At 37.6% G+C, this 16,869-nt stretch carries 30 protein-coding genes, 1 rRNA gene and 2 pseudogenes; 27 read left to right on the top strand and 6 right to left on the bottom strand.

Features of this window, described 5'->3' with window-relative positions; all coding sequences use genetic code 11:
- Positions 1–235 precede the first annotated feature (235 nt).
- The 12 genes from HUX74_RS15455 to HUX74_RS15400 all read left to right on the top strand — a co-directional run bounded on the left by HUX74_RS15455 (position 236) and on the right by HUX74_RS15400 (position 6,310).
- The gene (locus tag HUX74_RS15455) at positions 236–772 is read left to right on the top strand and encodes a hypothetical protein (RefSeq protein ID WP_032849004.1); all 537 of its coding nucleotides are present in this window, start codon (positions 236–238) and stop codon (positions 770–772) included.
- A 123-nt stretch (positions 773–895) separates the two neighbouring features.
- A complete protein-coding gene (locus HUX74_RS15450; RefSeq protein WP_254592876.1) occupies positions 896–1,858 on the top strand; it encodes a DNA cytosine methyltransferase in 963 nt (320 codons plus the stop codon).
- A 5-nt stretch (positions 1,859–1,863) separates the two neighbouring features.
- Positions 1,864–2,283, top strand: a complete 420-nt coding sequence (locus tag HUX74_RS15445) for a hypothetical protein (protein ID WP_009132280.1) — start codon at positions 1,864–1,866, stop codon at positions 2,281–2,283.
- On the top strand, positions 2,165–2,833 hold the full coding sequence (locus HUX74_RS15440; RefSeq protein ID WP_004326712.1) for a hypothetical protein: 669 nt from the start codon (positions 2,165–2,167) through the stop codon (positions 2,831–2,833). Before HUX74_RS15445 ends, HUX74_RS15440 begins: the two co-directional genes overlap by 119 nt.
- Positions 2,805–3,515, top strand: a complete 711-nt coding sequence (locus tag HUX74_RS15435; protein ID WP_004326713.1) for a TIGR02757 family protein — start codon at positions 2,805–2,807, stop codon at positions 3,513–3,515. The genes HUX74_RS15440 and HUX74_RS15435 overlap by 29 nt, the downstream gene beginning before the upstream one ends.
- Positions 3,516–3,523: 8 nt before the next feature.
- Complete coding sequence (locus HUX74_RS15430; RefSeq protein ID WP_174646970.1) at positions 3,524–4,108, top strand: hypothetical protein; 585 nt, start codon at positions 3,524–3,526, stop codon at positions 4,106–4,108.
- Between the two features lie 51 nt (positions 4,109–4,159).
- The gene (locus HUX74_RS15425; protein ID WP_004326715.1) at positions 4,160–4,339 is read left to right on the top strand and encodes a hypothetical protein; all 180 of its coding nucleotides are present in this window, start codon (positions 4,160–4,162) and stop codon (positions 4,337–4,339) included.
- Positions 4,340–4,351: 12 nt separating this feature from the next.
- On the top strand, positions 4,352–4,717 hold the full coding sequence (locus tag HUX74_RS15420; protein WP_229078322.1) for a hypothetical protein: 366 nt from the start codon (positions 4,352–4,354) through the stop codon (positions 4,715–4,717).
- Complete coding sequence (locus HUX74_RS15415; protein ID WP_174646969.1) at positions 4,714–4,968, top strand: hypothetical protein; 255 nt, start codon at positions 4,714–4,716, stop codon at positions 4,966–4,968. Before HUX74_RS15420 ends, HUX74_RS15415 begins: the two co-directional genes overlap by 4 nt.
- A gap of 46 nt (positions 4,969–5,014) precedes the next feature.
- Positions 5,015–5,821 (top strand): phosphoadenosine phosphosulfate reductase family protein, encoded by an 807-nt coding sequence (locus tag HUX74_RS15410; RefSeq protein ID WP_174646968.1) that lies wholly within the window; start codon positions 5,015–5,017, stop codon positions 5,819–5,821.
- Between the two features lie 11 nt (positions 5,822–5,832).
- Positions 5,833–5,976: a hypothetical protein gene (locus HUX74_RS15405; protein WP_174646967.1), complete on the top strand. Its 144-nt coding sequence runs from the start codon at positions 5,833–5,835 to the stop codon at positions 5,974–5,976.
- Positions 5,969–6,310 (top strand): hypothetical protein, encoded by a 342-nt coding sequence (locus tag HUX74_RS15400; protein WP_117796998.1) that lies wholly within the window; start codon positions 5,969–5,971, stop codon positions 6,308–6,310. Before HUX74_RS15405 ends, HUX74_RS15400 begins: the two co-directional genes overlap by 8 nt.
- A 93-nt stretch (positions 6,311–6,403) precedes the next feature.
- On the opposite strand, the gene rrf is transcribed toward HUX74_RS15400, so the two are convergent.
- A 5S ribosomal RNA gene (rrf, locus tag HUX74_RS15395) occupies positions 6,404–6,514 on the bottom strand.
- A 226-nt stretch (positions 6,515–6,740) separates the two neighbouring features.
- Between rrf and HUX74_RS20800 the strand changes: the two are divergent.
- The 15 genes and pseudogenes from HUX74_RS20800 to HUX74_RS15330 all read left to right on the top strand — a co-directional run bounded on the left by HUX74_RS20800 (position 6,741) and on the right by HUX74_RS15330 (position 14,378).
- Positions 6,741–7,171 (top strand): annotated as a pseudogene (locus HUX74_RS20800) (hypothetical protein).
- Positions 7,172–7,315: 144 nt separating this feature from the next.
- Positions 7,316–7,723 carry a hypothetical protein gene (locus HUX74_RS15390; RefSeq protein ID WP_117984048.1) on the top strand — a complete coding sequence of 136 codons (408 nt, stop codon included), beginning with the start codon at positions 7,316–7,318 and terminating at the stop codon, positions 7,721–7,723.
- Entirely contained in the window at positions 7,720–8,067 is a 348-nt protein-coding gene (locus tag HUX74_RS15385; protein ID WP_007846625.1) for a DUF551 domain-containing protein, read from the top strand. Before HUX74_RS15390 ends, HUX74_RS15385 begins: the two co-directional genes overlap by 4 nt.
- A complete protein-coding gene (locus HUX74_RS15380) occupies positions 8,067–8,984 on the top strand; it encodes a radical SAM protein (RefSeq protein ID WP_174646966.1) in 918 nt (305 codons plus the stop codon). Before HUX74_RS15385 ends, HUX74_RS15380 begins: the two co-directional genes overlap by 1 nt.
- Before the next feature lies 1 nt (position 8,985).
- The gene (locus HUX74_RS15375) at positions 8,986–9,222 is read left to right on the top strand and encodes a hypothetical protein (protein ID WP_007846621.1); all 237 of its coding nucleotides are present in this window, start codon (positions 8,986–8,988) and stop codon (positions 9,220–9,222) included.
- A pseudogene (locus HUX74_RS15370) lies at positions 9,219–9,711 on the top strand (DNA N-6-adenine-methyltransferase). Before HUX74_RS15375 ends, HUX74_RS15370 begins: the two are co-directional and overlap by 4 nt.
- The gene (locus tag HUX74_RS21070) at positions 9,711–9,986 is read left to right on the top strand and encodes a hypothetical protein (RefSeq protein ID WP_007846615.1); all 276 of its coding nucleotides are present in this window, start codon (positions 9,711–9,713) and stop codon (positions 9,984–9,986) included. The pseudogene HUX74_RS15370 and the gene HUX74_RS21070 overlap by 1 nt, the downstream one beginning before the upstream one ends.
- Entirely contained in the window at positions 9,961–10,170 is a 210-nt protein-coding gene (locus HUX74_RS15365) for a hypothetical protein (protein WP_007857030.1), read from the top strand. The genes HUX74_RS21070 and HUX74_RS15365 overlap by 26 nt, the downstream gene beginning before the upstream one ends.
- A gap of 2 nt (positions 10,171–10,172) precedes the next feature.
- Complete coding sequence (locus HUX74_RS15360) at positions 10,173–11,438, top strand: RNA-splicing ligase RtcB (protein ID WP_007846611.1); 1,266 nt, start codon at positions 10,173–10,175, stop codon at positions 11,436–11,438.
- Positions 11,435–11,842 (top strand): hypothetical protein, encoded by a 408-nt coding sequence (locus HUX74_RS15355; RefSeq protein WP_005794352.1) that lies wholly within the window; start codon positions 11,435–11,437, stop codon positions 11,840–11,842. The genes HUX74_RS15360 and HUX74_RS15355 overlap by 4 nt, the downstream gene beginning before the upstream one ends.
- On the top strand, positions 11,839–12,354 hold the full coding sequence (locus HUX74_RS15350) for a hypothetical protein (RefSeq protein WP_004326731.1): 516 nt from the start codon (positions 11,839–11,841) through the stop codon (positions 12,352–12,354). Before HUX74_RS15355 ends, HUX74_RS15350 begins: the two co-directional genes overlap by 4 nt.
- A 1-nt stretch (position 12,355) precedes the next feature.
- Entirely contained in the window at positions 12,356–12,757 is a 402-nt protein-coding gene (locus tag HUX74_RS15345; protein WP_005794355.1) for a hypothetical protein, read from the top strand.
- Positions 12,741–13,034, top strand: a complete 294-nt coding sequence (locus HUX74_RS15340; RefSeq protein WP_004326733.1) for a MazG nucleotide pyrophosphohydrolase domain-containing protein — start codon at positions 12,741–12,743, stop codon at positions 13,032–13,034. The genes HUX74_RS15345 and HUX74_RS15340 overlap by 17 nt, the downstream gene beginning before the upstream one ends.
- 90 nt (positions 13,035–13,124) lie before the next feature.
- Positions 13,125–13,790, top strand: a complete 666-nt coding sequence (locus HUX74_RS15335; RefSeq protein ID WP_057087815.1) for a hypothetical protein — start codon at positions 13,125–13,127, stop codon at positions 13,788–13,790.
- Between the two features lie 186 nt (positions 13,791–13,976).
- Positions 13,977–14,378 (top strand): DUF3127 domain-containing protein, encoded by a 402-nt coding sequence (locus HUX74_RS15330; RefSeq protein WP_004326735.1) that lies wholly within the window; start codon positions 13,977–13,979, stop codon positions 14,376–14,378.
- A gap of 41 nt (positions 14,379–14,419) precedes the next feature.
- Here HUX74_RS15330 and HUX74_RS15325 read toward each other — a convergent pair whose 3' ends face one another.
- From HUX74_RS15325 to HUX74_RS15305, 5 genes are read right to left on the bottom strand one after another with little or no spacing between them, the layout of a single operon-like run.
- Positions 14,420–14,983, bottom strand: coding sequence for a DUF6549 family protein (locus HUX74_RS15325; RefSeq protein ID WP_005794364.1), 564 nt, complete (start codon positions 14,981–14,983; stop codon positions 14,420–14,422).
- On the bottom strand, positions 14,980–15,687 hold the full coding sequence (locus HUX74_RS15320) for a hypothetical protein (protein WP_057087816.1): 708 nt from the start codon (positions 15,685–15,687) through the stop codon (positions 14,980–14,982). The genes HUX74_RS15325 and HUX74_RS15320 overlap by 4 nt, the downstream gene beginning before the upstream one ends.
- 28 nt (positions 15,688–15,715) lie before the next feature.
- Entirely contained in the window at positions 15,716–16,132 is a 417-nt protein-coding gene (locus tag HUX74_RS15315; RefSeq protein WP_057087818.1) for a hypothetical protein, read from the bottom strand.
- Positions 16,110–16,577: a hypothetical protein gene (locus HUX74_RS15310; protein WP_004326737.1), complete on the bottom strand. Its 468-nt coding sequence runs from the start codon at positions 16,575–16,577 to the stop codon at positions 16,110–16,112. The genes HUX74_RS15315 and HUX74_RS15310 overlap by 23 nt, the downstream gene beginning before the upstream one ends.
- 27 nt (positions 16,578–16,604) lie before the next feature.
- The gene (locus HUX74_RS15305; RefSeq protein ID WP_004326738.1) at positions 16,605–16,868 is read right to left on the bottom strand and encodes a hypothetical protein; all 264 of its coding nucleotides are present in this window, start codon (positions 16,866–16,868) and stop codon (positions 16,605–16,607) included.
- Position 16,869: the final 1 nt, after the last annotated feature.

Below are 16,869 nucleotides of genomic sequence, written 5' to 3'. Positions count from 1 at the left end.
TCCGGTCAGTGAGTTTTGGAGAAATGCTTCAACCGAAGATGGATTGCAGACATACTGCAAAGAGTGTGGTAATATTTATGCCAAAAACCGTAAGAAAACTCCGGGGGGGGGTAATTTGAAGAAAATATATTCCAATTCTGAATTGGCAAGATTTTCTCCACGGGAACTTATCACAGAATTGAAAGCACGTGGATATACCGGAGAATTGAAATACACTCAAACAATATCATTATAAATGGAAAAGTTACGTCTATTGGTTACAACCAAATGTCCGAACAAATGTCCTATGTGTTGCAACAACTCATGGGATTTTTCAAAATTACCAGTTGTTGAGCACTTTAATTACAAAGAGATCATGATAACTGGTGGAGAACCACTTTTGTTTCCTGAAAAACTGTCAAATTTGGCCGAAAGTATCAGAACCGTTCAGAAATTGGCCTATGGCAATAAAGGAAAATTATTTCTATATACGGCACTGGCTGATATGCTTCCCAATTATATCAGATATTTCGATGGAGTTGTTTACACTCCACATTCTGCTAATGATGTTCATAGTTTATTAAAGGCCAATAATTTTTTGTTGGACTACAAAGATGAACTTATGGAAAGTAAATCTCTTCGACTCAATCTTTTTCCTGATATTAAAAAGCATATTCCTGACAACACAGACCTTTCGTTATGGAAAGTAAAAGATATGCAATGGATCAAAGATTGCCCGGTTCCGGCTGATGAAGAGTTCAAAAGAGTAGCTGAATTATGGGAGGTGGAATGATGAAAGATGTAATTACCCCCCCCCCAACATCTCTATCCTTATTGCTGGTCTTTAGAAGATGCTGTTTTTACTAAAGATAAAGGAAAGGTGTTTTCTTGTTTTGCATGTGGCGGTGGCTCTACTATGGGTTACAAAATAGCTGGTTACGATGTTATTGGCTGTAATGAGATTGATCCACGAATGATGAAATGCTATGAAACAAACCATCATCCCCAGTATAGTTATTTGGAAGATATTCGTGATTTTGTGAGAAGGAAAAATCTTCCCGAAGAATTGTACAAATTAGATATATTGGACGGATCACCACCTTGCAGTACATTTAGCATGTCGGGATTACGTGAAGATGCGTGGGGTAAAGAAAAGAAATTCAAGGAAGGTCAAAAGACACAAGTTTTAGACACGCTCTTTTTTGATTTTATTGCACTTGCCAAACGCTTAAAACCTAAAGTCGTTATTGCTGAAAATGTGAAAGGTCTTCTTTTAGGGAATGCGATTGATTATGTCAGACGTATATACAAAGACTTTGAGGAAGCTGGTTATTATTGTCAGCATTTTCTTCTTGATGCTTCTAAAATGGGAGTACCTCAAAAAAGAGAACGTGTATTCTTTATATGTATCAGGCATGATTTGGGAGTCCATTTTCTAAAAGTTTCAGACCTCTTCAATGTTGAACCATACATCGACATGGAATTTAATGAATCGGAAATATATTATGGGGAATATGCGGATTACAAGGGAAAGCCTATTGGCGTAAAAATGAGAAAGTTATTTGAGCAGAGAGTGGCAGGAGATATTGCTTTGGCAGAGGCCTATAAGAAACAAACTGGAAAACGAGGCTTTTTTAATCAACAATATCTATATGAGAACAAAGTAAGCTACACCCTAACAACTCATGCAGACTCAATTATTCCTTTTAAGCAGCCTATATATTTATCACGGTCAGAAGTATGTAATATATCCACATTTCCACAAGATTATCATTTCCTCAACCAATCCCCACATTATATCTGTGGAATGAGTGTACCACCCGTTCTGATGGCACAAGTAGCCTCACGAGTATGGAAATATTGGTTATCTAAATTATAAATCAAATGAAATCAGAAGAATTAGCAGCCCAATGGTGTCGGGATCATCCTGATGCAACATTGGAACAAGCATTCATGGCCGGATTAGGCCATAAGATGAATATGAATAAGGATTCTCTTTCTGCAAGGAAAGACAAATTCAGAAGTGAAGTCCTCATGTATAGAGGAAAATATCCTGATGATATGTTGAAGGACTTTTTTGAGTATTGGACTGAATGCGGAGGCCGGAAAATGCGCTTTGAGAAGGAACGTACATTTGAAGTTTCCAAACGTTTAGTCAGATGGTCTAATAATGATTTTAACAAGTATGGGAAACAACTTAATTCAAGTCAACAGCAATCTCCCGGCAACCGAAAAGAAAGCGTTGAAAGACTTGCTGACCTTGCAAGCGGAGTATTACAAGGGATTGCACGTAAGTTCGATTAAAGAAGCTGTTCTCAACACTCCTAACCTACCACTCTCTGTTATAAGAAAAGAAATCACATTGGCTGGCGCAAGAGCCATACTGGTAATTGCGATTAACGAGCTTGTGTCTTTTTTCAATGTTGGAAAAACGATGAATGATGTTCAAGTGGCACTTACCGCTGATCTAATAATAGACAGATTCTATTATCTCAAATTGGAGGAAATCAAATTGTGTTTCCGTAATGCTATGGCTTCCGGTAAGATTTACGATAGACTGGACGGTAATATCATTCTCGGCTGGTTAAATGAATACGATGCACAGCGTGATGAAATTGTTTCTTCTCTTTCAATTAATGAAGCCCATGAACAAAATAATAACAGCACTGGAATGTTCTACGGAGAATATATCAAACATCTAACTGAAAGATCGGAAAATGGAGATGAAGAAGCCAAAGAATTATTGGAATCCCATCAATCATTCATACAAAGGATGAAATCAAATGATAAAGAAGCCGCTTTCAAAAAATGGAAAGAAGAATATTATGGAAGAACTAAGAAACAAACTACTTGACTGGGCAAAACAATTTGAAACACCTGATTTTATAAAAGATGATCCTATATTCTTCCCACATAAGTACAGTGATAAAAAGGACATAGAAATCAGTGCCTTTCTTACTTCATGGATAGCTTTCGGGAATCGCAAACTGATAATGCAACAAGCGGAAATTTTGGATAATCTAATGGGTAATTCTCCTTACGCCTTCATTATGAACAAAGTATGGGAACAATACAAAGAAAATACAAATACCTTCTACCGTATGTTCACCTACCATGACTTTTTCTGCATTTGCCAGCGGTTGTACAACATATATCAGGAATGGGATGATTTGGAAGTCTTTTATGAGGGTTACAATAATGTTATCCGTGAAATACAAACAGATTTTGGTGGCGTAAAAGGTATTCCAAAATTGGAGCGTGATTCTCCATGCAAGCGTATTTGTCTGTTTCTACGGTGGGTAGTACGAAAATCACCGGTAGATTTAGGTATTTGGAATATTATTCACCCGACAGAATTATACATACCATTGGATGCACATGTTGCAAAAATGGCACACCAGCTTGGGATAACAACACGCAAAACAGAGGACTGGAAAATGGTTCAACAAGTAACCAATTACATGAAAACAATTTTCCCGGATGATCCGTGCCGGGGAGATTTTGCATTATTCGGATATAGTATTAACAATAAATAATTTACATTATGTCAGAACTTAAAATTACACAAGAAAAGGTTACAGCCGCTTTTAGTGAAGCAAACGACTGTCCTAAAGCAATTAGTATTCTAACAGCTTTATTCGGAAAGCAAAAGCCGGATTATACAGATTATCACAATATCAAAACCTACGAAGATGCTTGTGAAGCAATAGGTGTAAAACCTATTGTTCGCCTACTTGTTGAAGATGAAGACGGACACAAAGAAGAAGTGGCTGATATTGCACACCTCGCCTACATCAAACTATGCACAATTGCTCGTGCATTGAACAACGATCCTAATTTTCCACGATTTACTAAAGATGAATACCGTTATACGCCGTGGTTTTATCTTTATAATCAGAAAGAAATTGATGAAATGGACGAAGAGGATCGTAATCGGCTGGTTCTTTGGGGCGGGCATGCGTATCACGGTGCGTATTGCGGCCTCGCTTTTGCGTACTCGTATGACGGTTGGTCGTACTCGCTGGCGAATATCGGCTCTCGCCTTGCTGTAAAATCAAGTGAAATCGCAATTTACTTTGGAGAACAATTCAAAGAATTGTGGAAAGACTTTCTGATTGGAAAAAAGTAATCACACTGGGGAGGCCGCATTAAAGCGGCCTTTTCCATACCTTTTAAATCTATGACTCCAAAAGAATTTTTCAACAAAGTGGTGGAAATGCGCCGTTGCCAAAAAGAATATTTTAAAAATAAGAGACAGATAGATTTACGAATAAGTAAACAAATTGAGCGTGAAGTAGATGAAGAAATCGAACGTGTTCAAAAAATCCTTCACAACAAACAGAATCCGCAACTCTTTTAGACTATGGTTAATATGAAAATCCTTGACCTGCCATTAAAAGCAAAATGGTATGAAATGATCGAATCTGGAAATAAGAAAGAAGAATACAGAGAGATCAAGAAATACTGGATCGGAAGATTAGCAAAATGTGGAGGTCACAATTCCTATGAAAAGACAGGTTTCTACTGTAAGAAAGCTATTTGTTTTTCTTGTATTACACGTGGAAACGGCTTTCATCCCAAAGAATACACTCATGTTCGCTTCCGTTTTGGCTACACCAAACGGACAATGCTTTTTGAACTTGAATCTATAACCATCGGAGTTGGTAACACCAATTGGGGAGCGCCTGACAATGAATATGTATTTATACTTAAACTGGGAAAATGTATTAAAAAATGAAAGTAAGGACTCAACAGAATTTCAACCGAAAAACTAATGAAACAGTATTCGGTATCAGCATCATGCCTGACGGTGGCAGAAGATATTGCAAATATCCAATAGGCCACCAAGAATACAAAGACTATGCCCAAGCACACCAAGCTATGAAAGATGTACAAAAGATATTGGATAATGGAGGTCGATTAGTATATTCTCCCAAAGGTAGTGCCGGGATTAATAAACATGAATATGTGAAAATTGAAATGATATAAAAATGAAAATATTAGTAAGTTTTTCAGGTGGTAAGGATTCACAAGCATGTTTGATCCAAGCCTTCAAACAATATGGGGGGGGAATTTAACCGCTGTGTTTTGTGACACCGGTTGGGAACACCCTGACACATATAAACATGTGAATGATGTTTGTCTGCAAATGGGTGTAAGACTTATAACTCTCAAATCAAAATATGATTTTGTGTCTTTGGCAGCTCATAAGAAAAGATTTCCTTCCACGAATGCACGATTTTGTACCAGTGAACTAAAAATGAAGCCAATGATTGATTATGTACTTTCTTTGAAAGAAAGCTGCATTATCATACAAGGTATCAGAGCCGGAGAAAGTACAGCACGTGCGGCAATGGAAGAGGAATGTATGTATTTCAAATCGTATTTCCAACCTAATAAGAAAGGAAGAACTGAAAACTATCGAAGTAAGGATGTCAAAGAATGGTGTTCCCAATATGACGCTTCTGTTCTAAGGCCGATCTTCAAATGGAGTGCACAGCAAGTTATAGATTGCATACTGGATGCAGGGCAGGTACCGAATCCATTGTATTATCGCGGATTCTCACGTGTTGGATGTTTCCCGTGTATCATGTGTCGGCACAAAGAAATTGAACTTATAGCCAAAAATGATCCTGAAATGTGTCAACGTCTGATTCAAGCAGAGAAAAGCGTAGGACATTCCTTCTTTCCTCCATCATACATACCTCAAAGATTCTGTAAAAACAAACAATATCCTTATATAGAGGAAGTTTTGGAGTACGTTAAAGAACATACCCTTGATATGTTCGAGCCGGAAGGTGGATATGCCTGCATGAGTCTGTTTCATGGATTATGCGAATAAATAAAAATATTATGAAGAAAATACTGCTTATCTGTACACTCCTTGCTTTGTTAATTGGGTGTACTACACCGAGAGTTTATAAAGAAAATCGCTTCACAAAACAGTTTCAAGAAGCAGATTCAATGTTTAATGAAAAATATGGATTAAATGAGTAAAGATAATATAGCTCAACAATACAATAATATGGTTGCAAGTATTGAAGATGCTAAAATTTATGATGGTCGGGGAGAATATAACCTATATGAATGTAATAAATGCAATAATTATAAGGTAACTCTATACAAAGACAAAGGTGTAACTCCCTTCATCATGAGATGTAAATGCGGAGGGGATATGATGCACACGAAATCTTCAAAACAAGCTCCACCGTCATACGTGAAAGTTCATAATTGGGTACGTCCCAGTTTGGAGCAAACAATGTCATTGAGTGAAGGTATGCGTAATCATATTCTAAATGGAGGATTAATATTAGAAGATGAATTAAAGTGATCTGATAAAATGAAAGAAATAACTATTGGTGATAAACCTTTAATGTAAATGTTTTAAGCCTTGCTATCAATAAAGATAACAAGGCTTAAAAGAAAATGGCAGCGACCTACTCTCCCACAATTATGCAGTACCATCGGCGTGACAAGGCTTAACTTCTCTGTTCGGAATGGGAAGAGGTGGAACCCTTGTGCCATAACCACCTAAATTAAGGACTTAGCTGTACTAAATAAATTTTTCAATCAACCACTACAAAAGATCAACACAGTTTAGCACAAAGTCCCAACCTACCGTCTATTCAATTTTAAGCATTGCCATAGCCGTACGGTAGTAAAGCTATAGAATGCTTTTTCTAATTAAATGTTTCATAATTAAAAAAATTAATCATTTGCGACATTGCAAATGAGGTTCAAATATACGCATTAAAAGTAAAATGGCAAAAATTTATGTAGCAAGTAGCTGGAGAAATCCTTTTCAACAAGAAGTTGTAAATATTCTCCGTGATTTAGGACATGAGGTCTATGATTTTAAGAATCCCCACATGGGAATGGTGGTTTCCAATGGTCTGATATAGACCCTGATTGGCAGAACTGGACAACTAAGCAATATCAAGAAGCACTTAATCACCCAATTGCGCAGAAAGGTTTTGATTCAGATTTCAATGGTATGCAGTGGGCTGATGTCTGCGTTATGGTTCTTCCTTGTGGTCGATCTGCTAACACAGAAGCCGGATGGATGAAAGGCGCAGGTAAAAGGGTAATGGTTTATTCTCCCGAAAAGCAAGAACCAGAACTGATGTATAAAATATACGATTTTGTGAGTGACAACATATTTCGTATCAACGATAAGATAATTGGAGTATAACAGATAAGATATGAGCAGACTGTCAGACGAATGGTGTTGCATGAATTGTATTCACCAAGAAGAATGTTTGGATCAATATCCTAATTTAAATTTATTAGAGTATTGTGTACATTACGAAGACGTAGAAAAGAAGGAGGATTAACAATGGGATTTACAACATCATGTTTTATCAGAAAAAACACACCGGAGCTTCGTAAGAAGTTGGAGAAGTTGGGATATATGTCAATGTTTTCTAACGCCAATGGAATTTGCTTAGCCACTGCTGCCTATATTGAGAACTACTTCTCTATCAGTGAGGGGTTGTTTAATGATAAACATCCTTATAGAACTTACGACTATGCAGGGCGTATTGATTGTGGAACCAACGAAGAACTTTTCCTTGCCATTGCCGCGCTTAGAGATGATACGGATAAGTATCAATGGTTTATTCCACCAGCAGGAGCTTGGGTTTATAATAAAGGCTATGAAAGTATATTGGAAGTGTCTCTTAAATGGCGCAAAGCTACTGTAAATGAGCTAATAGAACACTTTAAAGAAAAGGAGGAAATATGAAGCAGACATTAGAAGAAGCCGTAAATGAAATTGGAGGCGTACATCCTGACTGGGATAAAATAACTTGTTTTAGAATAGGATTTAAAGAAGGAGCCAGATGGCAGACAAAACAACTTCCGTGGGTATCAGTGAAAGAACGGTTGCCGGATGAAAATGAAGACATCATCATTCTATGTAAACATGGTGCGATTTTTAACGGTACATATAGCAACAATGTATGGTTTTGCATGGATGGTTATATCTATGATACGTACAAAGGTAACCCAATTTACTCTTCAATGAGTAGCATACCTCCGTCATGGGAACCGATAGCATGGATGCCAAAACCTAAATTTGAAGAATAATGAATATTGGAATTTTAGCCGTTGATAGCAATTTCCCCAATTTAGCACTTATGAAGATCAGTGCTTACCACAAAGCAAGAGGCGATCAAGTGGAATGGTATAATCCACTATGTAAATATGATAAAGTATATGCAGCTAAAGTTTTCACTTTCACACCCGACTATAACTATTATATCAATGCTAACCAAATAGAAAAAGGTGGTACTGGATATGATATTGAAAAAGTTCTTCCAATTGAGGTTGATCGTCTTCAACCTGATTACTCGATCTACAATATTGACTCCAATTTGTCCTATGGATTTCTGACACGTGGGTGTCCCAATCGGTGTAAATGGTGTGTTGTTCCTAAAAAAGAAGGAAAAATCTCACCTTATATGGATATTGAGGAAATAACAGCCGGACGGAAGAAAGCTATCCTTATGGATAATAATATACTGGCCTCAAACTATGGCTTGCAGCAAATAGAGAAAATCATCAAACTGGGTATCAAAGTGGATTTTAATCAAGGACTGGATGCTCGTTTAATCACGGATGAAATCGCTCGGCTACTTGCAAAAGTAAAATGGATTAAACGTATTCGCTTTGGATGCGATACACCGGGACAGATTGCAGAAGTTGAACGTGCTTCCGCTTTAATAGACAAGTATGGATATAAAGGGGAATATTTCTTGTATTGCATCCTTATGGACTCTGAAGAATCGTTTGCGCGCGTCAACTACTGGAAATCTAAAAGCCGCCGTTTTCTTCCACATTGTCAACCCTTTCGTGATCTGAACAATCCACACCAAATTATTCCACAGTGGCAGAAAGACATGGCACATTGGGCTGATAGGAAGGAAATATACATGAGTTGCGACTTCAAAGACTTTTCACCAAGAAAAGGTTTTTTATGTAAGGAATACTTTAAAATATTGTGAGATGAAATTAAACAAAAAGACAGAGCGACTTATTAAACGTAGAGCCGCTGAATTTAAAAAATTATATGAAACTCCTAATCCCGAAGTAGATAAAATTATTTCTGAATTGAGAGCAGAAGCAACGAAACGTCCACAGAACATGAGTAAGGAAGAAGAAATTGCTTATATTCTGAAAAAGGCTGATGAAAATTGCGATCATATAGAAATTCGTAAAATCCTAAATGTAAGTAATACATGAATACATCTTTTGAACGATCTGCAAACGCTTCCGATGAATGGTACACACCACGAGAAATCATTGAAGCATTAGGTGAATTTGACCTTGATCCATGTGCTCCCATGCACCCTCTTTGGCCTACCGCAAAAATCATGTACAACAAGCAGGACAATGGTCTTATACAAAATTGGGGGGGGGCGAATTTGGCTTAACCCTCCGTACTCCAAACCGCTTATATGGCAGTTTGTAGAGAAATTGGCAGAACACGGCAACGGTATAGCACTACTTTTTAACCGGTGTGACAGCAATAAGTTTCAAGACATCATCTTCACGAAAGCAACCGGTATGATGTTTTTGAGGAATCGAATAAAATTCTTCCGTCCCGATGGAACACGTGGGGACAGCCCCGGTTGCGGTAGTGTTCTTATTGCATTTGGCCGGGAAAATGCCGAAATTTTAAGGAACTGCTCTTTACAAGGCAAATATGTTGAACTTAACAATGATAAATGATGAAAGTCTTATATTTACTCATGCTCATTGCCGGTCTTCTGTGGATCGGTGATTTCTCTATCACCTTAAAACCCTTTTCTGTATCTTTACCATGCTGGTATAAATCCGTTGGCATACTTCTATTTTGGCTGTCAATGACTATATATGTTTTAGGTGAGCATACCAAAGGCTATAAAGAAGGATTTGATACTGGAATTAAACAGTGCATTAAGATACTTGATAGAAATTGCCACTCTAAAGAAATAAATAATGATGAAACAGTACAGAATCAATAAAACGACTACCTTCGTAGAAGATAATTGCAGCGGAAACAGAGAGAAATACCTCCTTCTTGATTACAAAGTACAAGTTAAATTTGCAGGGATTTGGATAACAGTCAAGTCCTTTCATGATGAAGATGAAGAATACGCAAAGAACTGTGCGAATGAACTTCTTGAAAAACTTAACGAAAAGATTTGATTATGATTGAATTACAAGGAAAATTCGGCAAAGATTGTAAAATATTTACAAATGCAATAGAAAATGAAGCTATTGGAACGATACAAAACATTTTGAACAATCCGGTTACGACTGGTGTTCCGGTTCGTATTATGCCTGATACCCATCAGGGAGTAGATATAGTGATTGGATTCACCATGCCAGTTACAGATCGTGTCAACCCCAATCATATCGGAGTGGATATTGGTTGTGGAATGTTGTGTGTAGAAATTGAAAATGCAATAACAGAAGAGTCTTTCCCGGACATTAATCATGCAATCCGTTCCATCATACCTATGGGATTTGAGATTAACCAACAACCCTTATCCAAACAAGAAAAGGAAGATTTGTTTACCTTCTTATCTATCAGAATGGATCAGTTCTGCTCTAAATACCAACTAACCAAACCAGTTATTAATGAAGAATATGTATCACAACTTTGTAAGAAGGTGGGGATAAATGAAGGCACATTCTACAACTCTTTAGGTACATTGGGAGGTGGAAACCACTTTATAGAACTGGGGCGTGCCGAGTCAACCAATAATATATTTCTTACAATACATACCGGATCGCGCAACTTTGGTGTGAAGGTCTGTAAATACCATGCAGAAATAGCAAAATTTGATAAAAAGGCTTTTTCTAATGAAATTCAACGCTTGAAGTCCACTGTTGAGCCACAATTCATGCAAACTGAAATACTACGTTTGAAGGAAAAATTTGCCGAATATTCCGGGTATCTCACAAATGAAGCAATGCTCCACTATTTATGTGACATGGTGATCGCACAAGGATATGCCGCATTCAACCGCAAGTTGATTATACAGCGTATAATCAGAACTTTGAGCTGGAACGCTACAATATCCGTTGAGACAGTCCATAACTATATCAGCTTTGATGATATGATAATCCGTAAAGGGGCTATTGCCGCATACGCCAATGATTACGTTGTGATTCCTATGAATATGGCAGACGGTATTCTTCTTTGTCGTGGTAAGGGAAACAAAGACTGGAACTATTCTGCACCACATGGTGCAGGACGCTTATACTCCCGTTCCGAAGCTAAAGAAAGATTATCAATGGACGCATTCAAAACCCAAATGAGCAAAGTGTATTCCACTTCCGTATGTGAAGGGACATTGGATGAAAGTCCTATGGCATACAAAAATGTTCAGGAAATAAAAGAGCTTATAGAACCTACGGTAGAAATTATTGATACAATTGTGCCACTAATCAATATCAAAGCTGTATGATAGAAAAGACAGACTTCCCATATACTCTTGGCGGCTATGTTGAACAGCAAAATTATAAAGGTTTCGACATAGCCGTTTCCATTCGTAGATACAAAGGAATATCAGCTTATGTCATTTCCTCGGAGAAAAGGCTGATCCGTGAAGAATCTGCCACCTTTGCCGACAAAGAAGACATGTTCCGTTGGGGACGAGAAGCGGTTGACCGATATTTGGAACAGCAAGAACGTAGAAAAGAAGAAAATACGATCAAACGGGCAGACTATTATAAGAAGAAAGCTCGTGTGGCAGCATTGAAAGCCTTTAATGCCGCTATGTATTTCTCTGATATAAAGGACGGACTTTATGATAAGGCAAAAGGATTTTTTGAGTATGAACTGGATAAGGAACATGGAAAGATCAAATGAAAACACTTGATATTATACAAGGCTTTTGCGATCATGTTTTTCGTGATAAAAAAGGAAACCGCATCTTTCCCAATATTTTTGTCGGGAAATGGGAAGCTGACTTATTGGAAGTTACCCGGTCACGCCTGACTTATGAATATGAAGTAAAAGTAAGCAGATGTGATTTCCATAAGGATAAAAAGAAAAGTGATAAATATGGCAAGAACAAGTTTGATGTTGTCACTTCCGGCCAACGTACCAATTATTTTTATTATATAGTACCAAAAAGTTTGATAAAGCCCGATGAAGTCCCTGATTTTGCCGGGCTTATTTATGCTTATGAAGGATCAGTGCAATGTTATTCTCTTGAAAAGGGAAGGTATGCGGTAAAGAGAATTTTCTTTGAGGTAGTCAAGCCTGCCCAAAAAGTTTCTGACATGAAAGCGGATGATAATTTCATTCGTAAACTCGACTTATCCATGTACTATCGCTATCACCAAATGAGAAGAGATAATTACAAAAATAAGGAATAATATGGAATTAAGATTAGACCCTGAAATACCGGTCACACGGGTTGTCAACGGACATAATGTTTTCAATAAAGGCTATCACCACGGATTAAGAGGAAAAACCTATGAAGAATACTATGGCAAAGAGAGAGCTGTTGAAATAAGAAAAAGACACAGCGAGGCTTTGAAAGGACATAGATATTGGTCTAATGGAAACGCCCATGCCTTTGCGTGTATCGCAATCACTCCCGAAGGCAAATGGTATAGATTCGATTCAATAACCCAAGCCGCCCAAAAGCTAAATCTGAATTATGCCACAGTTCGCCGGTATATAAAACGAAAAATCAAGCCCCAAAATGGCTGGCAATGGTTTTTGGAGAAAGATAATAACTGGATAAAACATATTGATAATGGGAAAATTAAATGAGATCGCGCAGAAAGCTTATGAATGTGCCGTAAGACGTGGAAAGATTGATCCCGACAATGATAGCAACAACAATCTTCACCGCGATCTGCTTGAAGAAGTTGCCGAAGTCTTTGAGTGTACGGGTGAGAAATCTCCACATATTAAAGAGTATTTAGATGTAGAAGAAGAACTGGCAGATGTAATCATTGTTGCCCTAAGTACACTACATCATTTCAAATGTGACATTGATTCACTCATTGAAGCCAAAATGAATTATAATAAAAACAGAATGGATTGATATAGGAACCGGACAATTAATAAAGTTGATTGTTGAGACGTTTGTCCTTATCTTTGCACTACCATGTGTCTATAAAGATTTCATGAACTTATGGAAAGAAAAATAGGTGATATAAAAGACAAGAAGTTAAAAGCTGAAAATATCACACTGGCAGCAATATATAACATATTGTTCACCAATGATATAGTTTGTTCCTTAATTGTAGAAATGTTAAGTGCATTACGTAAATCAGAGCTTTGTCGTTTCCGCGTAAAGCAGCAAGGAAATAAACTGGAACAGTTGATGCTTCAATATGAAAAGAAAATCAATAAAATAGCCGGACACCGGGCTTTTTTCATGGCTGATGCCAACCAATATGTTGCAGATGAAGTGCAACCTGACCTGCTTAAAATGGAATACTCCATTAAAATGGAGTTTGATAAATGCCGGATCGAGAACAGTGCCTTACTTGCCAAAGTAGAACTTACAAGATGTATGGCGGAACTTGCTTGTCTATCCCTTGACAAACGGATAGAAGAAGTCCGTCCATACAACAAAGAAGTAACCGGAATAACATATCTCCGGCTCACTGACACACTTAAAGTATTGGACGAACTTTCTGATATTTTATATAAGGGAGGGTATTGTGACCTCAATCAAAGTGATAATTGCAAAAGGGGGATGGCTATCATACAACGAAAACTTACTGATTGTGATATTATCAGCCGCGCAATCAATGAGTCAGACAAGTTAAATCCGGCTGGGGATGATGAATAAAAATGGCAAAATATCGTATAGGAATATCCGAGAATCTATTAGGAGACAAACGCTATCAGTGTCAGATTAAAAGATTTGGCATTTGGTGGAATGATGAAAGTTTCAGCACTAAAGAAAGAATGTTAGATTATGCCCGTAAACTTGAAAAGGCCGGGCATATAGTGTTTAACTATTTATAAGCGAACAATGAAATTAGAAGGAAAAATTATTGTGGCACAACCGATACAATCGGGTGTCTCAAAAAATGGTAACAACTGGCAAAGACAAGATTTCGTTTTGGAAATTCCCGGCCAATACCCTAAAAAAGTCGCTTTTTCAGTAATGAATAGCAATATTCAGAATTTTGGATTAGCAGTCGGGCAAGACGTTGATATTGAAATAGATATTAATGCGAATGAATGGCAAGGAAAATGGTTTAACTCCATTACTTGCTGGAAAGCAACACTCCGTAATCCAGGACAGCCTACCGCAGCGCAACAGCCCCAAACTTATTATCAGGGGGCATCATCCACCGCGGCACCCGTACAAACTGCCATACCTCAACCGCCAGTGGATTTTGGGGAACAAAAAGACGATTTGCCTTTCTAAAGAAAAAGGAGAAGGGAGCATTTCGGCTCCCTTCTTATTAATTAATGTTCCACCTTTACAATTTCATTATAAACGATTTTGCTTCGTGGGTTATGATTGACTATCGTTTGTTTATACCCCTTTGTCCCCCATCTCCACCATAGGAACCTGTGTTTATATATCCGGCTTATCGCACTTGAAAGACTGTCTCTCACTTCATAAGTAAATGTGCTGTCAGGAATATTTGCATAAAAATCCACCCATTTATCTGAATAATTGAAACAGCTGTCTTTCAGAACAAATACAATACTGTCTTTAGTGACAACTTTTGTGGTTGTGATATATTCGACTTCTTTTGGACGCAGATTCAATTCTTTTATTAGTTTTGCATCCGCACTCCGCAGCTCTTTCAATTCTTCTATGTTAAGCCGTAAAACATGGTTTTCAACCACATTTAGACTATCCCTAATCTTATATTCTTCAAGCCCAGTACAGAGACTTTTCATATTATCTGAAAGTCGGGCACTTTCCTTCTTCTCTTCCTGCCACAACCGGTACATCAAAAAGGTTGCCGCAAGGAGTAACACAAAGATTACTCCTATACCTATCTTCAATCTCATAATCAATCTGTATATACATTTTTACCAACTTCCGCAATAACTACCCATGCACCATTACAGAAACCATATATCTTACCGTCATTCTCCGGCATTTCAGGTATTGTATTAAGTTTTGTTTCATTGGCAGTGGCTTTGCTAAGAGCTGTTTGAGCTGTACTTTTTGCAGCATCAGCCGTTGTTTGTGCGGTCACGGCCTTTCCATCAGTAACAGCCAACATTCCAGTCAGAGTTTTTTCATTGGTTACTCCTGCAAGGAAGGTTTCAATTTCATTGAAGGTGTCAATGGCCGTAGTCGCATCAACAGTACCAACCAATTCATCCAAAGCGGTCTTCACCGCATTTATGGACTGTTCCAGTTGGGACTCTGCCAGTTGAGCACGTCCGCTTTCTGCTAAAATATCCGATTTGCTCGCACTGCTGCTACCATCAGAACTTTCCAAAAATGAAGATGAAATAGGAAGTTCATTACATCCTACCATAACATATTGTCCAGCTATCAACCCGTCGACATTCATATCACAGAACTCTCCAACCCCAAGTGCTGTTTTGTAAGGTACATAATCCTTTCCATTAGAACTTTTGTACACAACAACTCTATTGTTTGCTGCATCTCCAAAATTAATGCTGATAGCAAATTTCTCAGTAGATAACTGTATAGGTTGGCTTTCGTACCAATCCTCTTCTCTAAGAGTAAAATTCAAGTTTGCCATATCTTCTATGTGTTTATATGTTTGTTTCCTATATCAATTCCCAACCTTTCCTTACATCATCCATATTTGCAGGAACGCCATTCTCAACATAACTCATTGCAGCCACTACCGCAATAAGTTGTTCCCGGTTATTTCTATTCAGAACAGTATGACGAGATATGCCCGAACGCTTTTCAACTGTGGCAATATACACGTCAGTATTGTTCTCACATGGCGGTGCCCAGCGCATAATAACATCTTCAAGTTCGTTGGCCGTACCATCTTTGTCAGTGTCATACTTATTAAAAATATAAGTTTGAAGAGTTTTAAAAGCAGCACGGTAACCGTATGCCATAGTTTTAAACTGAAAGAAACTTTTATCTGTCTGCGTTACAGACAAGCCCTGCCATTTTGTATTATTTCTCCGTATATTCAACGGATTGTTATTCCGTAGTCCCCGTGTCATTTTTATCCTCCTTCTCTTTTTGTGTTTCAAACAATATTTGTGCAGCCAGCCGTGCTATATCATCTTTATTCTCAATGATTATACTCATAGTCTTTTCCGCTTTCCGAAGTTCAGCCTTTTCCCATGATTTCTCACGTACCGATTTAAACTCACAGAAAACGCAATAAGCCGCCCATAACATAGCGAATACTGGAAATGGAATGACAATACAACATATAAGATCAATCATAACCAGTGTCAGAAACGGATTAAAATATTTCTTCGCTTTTGTCGCTGTCATTTTGTACTTCTTCGAGGTACGAAGCTCCCCACGTTGTTTCGCCTTCTGAATCCCCGAAATAAAATCTATCCCCATTGCGATTATGATAGCTGTCATACTTACCGCTATCAAAACCAAATGTAAAAACAAATGGTCGTGAATGAATGTTTCAATAATGTCGTTCATATCCTTTTGTGTTTGCGTTTATTATTTTTATTCCAATAGTAATTTGTTGATAGCATCAATAAAGGCTGGGGAACATAAACTTGCGTATTCCTTAATCATATTACACTCTTCATCGTTATACTCAATTTCTCCATTGGAGTTGAATATTTTAAATGCGAGGGCATGAGCCTCTATTCCCCTGCCAAGTTGATAAATGATATTGGCAAAATCCTTCTTATAGTTCTCAACGGAACATCTCGTCTTATCAATATCAACAAATATCTCAATTCTTTCAAAATTTATCCTTTTCATA

This window comes from Bacteroides sp. Marseille-P8574 (genome assembly GCF_902825465.1).
Classification (GTDB): domain Bacteria; phylum Bacteroidota; class Bacteroidia; order Bacteroidales; family Bacteroidaceae; genus Bacteroides; species Bacteroides uniformis.
The sequence above is the reverse complement of the archived record's forward strand: the minus strand, read 5'-3'. Positions and strand labels throughout refer to the sequence as shown.

Excerpts from the sequence above, each read along its gene's own strand:
- HUX74_RS15350 (WP_004326731.1), top strand. The coding sequence starts at position 11,839 with ATGAAAACACTTGATATTATACAAGGCTTTTGCGATCATGTTTTTCGT.
- HUX74_RS15355 (WP_005794352.1), top strand. The coding sequence starts at position 11,435 with ATGATAGAAAAGACAGACTTCCCATATACTCTTGGCGGCTATGTTGAA.
- HUX74_RS15380 (WP_174646966.1), top strand. The coding sequence starts at position 8,067 with ATGAATATTGGAATTTTAGCCGTTGATAGCAATTTCCCCAATTTAGCA.
- HUX74_RS15345 (WP_005794355.1), top strand. The coding sequence starts at position 12,356 with ATGGAATTAAGATTAGACCCTGAAATACCGGTCACACGGGTTGTCAAC.
- HUX74_RS15455 (WP_032849004.1), top strand. The coding sequence starts at position 236 with ATGGAAAAGTTACGTCTATTGGTTACAACCAAATGTCCGAACAAATGT.
- HUX74_RS15445 (WP_009132280.1), top strand. The coding sequence starts at position 1,864 with ATGAAATCAGAAGAATTAGCAGCCCAATGGTGTCGGGATCATCCTGAT.
- HUX74_RS15435 (WP_004326713.1), top strand. The coding sequence starts at position 2,805 with ATGGAAGAACTAAGAAACAAACTACTTGACTGGGCAAAACAATTTGAA.
- HUX74_RS15385 (WP_007846625.1), top strand. The coding sequence starts at position 7,720 with ATGAAGCAGACATTAGAAGAAGCCGTAAATGAAATTGGAGGCGTACAT.
- HUX74_RS15365 (WP_007857030.1), top strand. The coding sequence starts at position 9,961 with ATGATGAAACAGTACAGAATCAATAAAACGACTACCTTCGTAGAAGAT.
- HUX74_RS15310 (WP_004326737.1), bottom strand. The coding sequence starts at position 16,577 with ATGAACGACATTATTGAAACATTCATTCACGACCATTTGTTTTTACAT.
- HUX74_RS15335 (WP_057087815.1), top strand. The coding sequence starts at position 13,125 with ATGGAAAGAAAAATAGGTGATATAAAAGACAAGAAGTTAAAAGCTGAA.
- HUX74_RS15415 (WP_174646969.1), top strand. The coding sequence starts at position 4,714 with ATGAAAGTAAGGACTCAACAGAATTTCAACCGAAAAACTAATGAAACA.
- HUX74_RS15430 (WP_174646970.1), top strand. The coding sequence starts at position 3,524 with ATGTCAGAACTTAAAATTACACAAGAAAAGGTTACAGCCGCTTTTAGT.
- HUX74_RS15390 (WP_117984048.1), top strand. The coding sequence starts at position 7,316 with ATGGGATTTACAACATCATGTTTTATCAGAAAAAACACACCGGAGCTT.
- HUX74_RS15315 (WP_057087818.1), bottom strand. The coding sequence starts at position 16,132 with ATGACACGGGGACTACGGAATAACAATCCGTTGAATATACGGAGAAAT.
- HUX74_RS15410 (WP_174646968.1), top strand. The coding sequence starts at position 5,015 with ATGTTTGATCCAAGCCTTCAAACAATATGGGGGGGGAATTTAACCGCT.
- HUX74_RS15420 (WP_229078322.1), top strand. The coding sequence starts at position 4,352 with ATGAAAATCCTTGACCTGCCATTAAAAGCAAAATGGTATGAAATGATC.
- HUX74_RS15400 (WP_117796998.1), top strand. The coding sequence starts at position 5,969 with ATGAGTAAAGATAATATAGCTCAACAATACAATAATATGGTTGCAAGT.
- HUX74_RS15340 (WP_004326733.1), top strand. The coding sequence starts at position 12,741 with ATGGGAAAATTAAATGAGATCGCGCAGAAAGCTTATGAATGTGCCGTA.
- HUX74_RS15425 (WP_004326715.1), top strand. The coding sequence starts at position 4,160 with ATGACTCCAAAAGAATTTTTCAACAAAGTGGTGGAAATGCGCCGTTGC.
- HUX74_RS15450 (WP_254592876.1), top strand. The coding sequence starts at position 896 with ATGGGTTACAAAATAGCTGGTTACGATGTTATTGGCTGTAATGAGATT.
- HUX74_RS15405 (WP_174646967.1), top strand. The coding sequence starts at position 5,833 with ATGAAGAAAATACTGCTTATCTGTACACTCCTTGCTTTGTTAATTGGG.
- HUX74_RS15305 (WP_004326738.1), bottom strand. The coding sequence starts at position 16,868 with ATGAAAAGGATAAATTTTGAAAGAATTGAGATATTTGTTGATATTGAT.
- HUX74_RS15375 (WP_007846621.1), top strand. The coding sequence starts at position 8,986 with ATGAAATTAAACAAAAAGACAGAGCGACTTATTAAACGTAGAGCCGCT.
- HUX74_RS21070 (WP_007846615.1), top strand. The coding sequence starts at position 9,711 with ATGAAAGTCTTATATTTACTCATGCTCATTGCCGGTCTTCTGTGGATC.
- HUX74_RS15330 (WP_004326735.1), top strand. The coding sequence starts at position 13,977 with ATGAAATTAGAAGGAAAAATTATTGTGGCACAACCGATACAATCGGGT.
- HUX74_RS15360 (WP_007846611.1), top strand. The coding sequence starts at position 10,173 with ATGATTGAATTACAAGGAAAATTCGGCAAAGATTGTAAAATATTTACA.
- HUX74_RS15320 (WP_057087816.1), bottom strand. The coding sequence starts at position 15,687 with ATGGCAAACTTGAATTTTACTCTTAGAGAAGAGGATTGGTACGAAAGC.
- HUX74_RS15440 (WP_004326712.1), top strand. The coding sequence starts at position 2,165 with ATGGGAAACAACTTAATTCAAGTCAACAGCAATCTCCCGGCAACCGAA.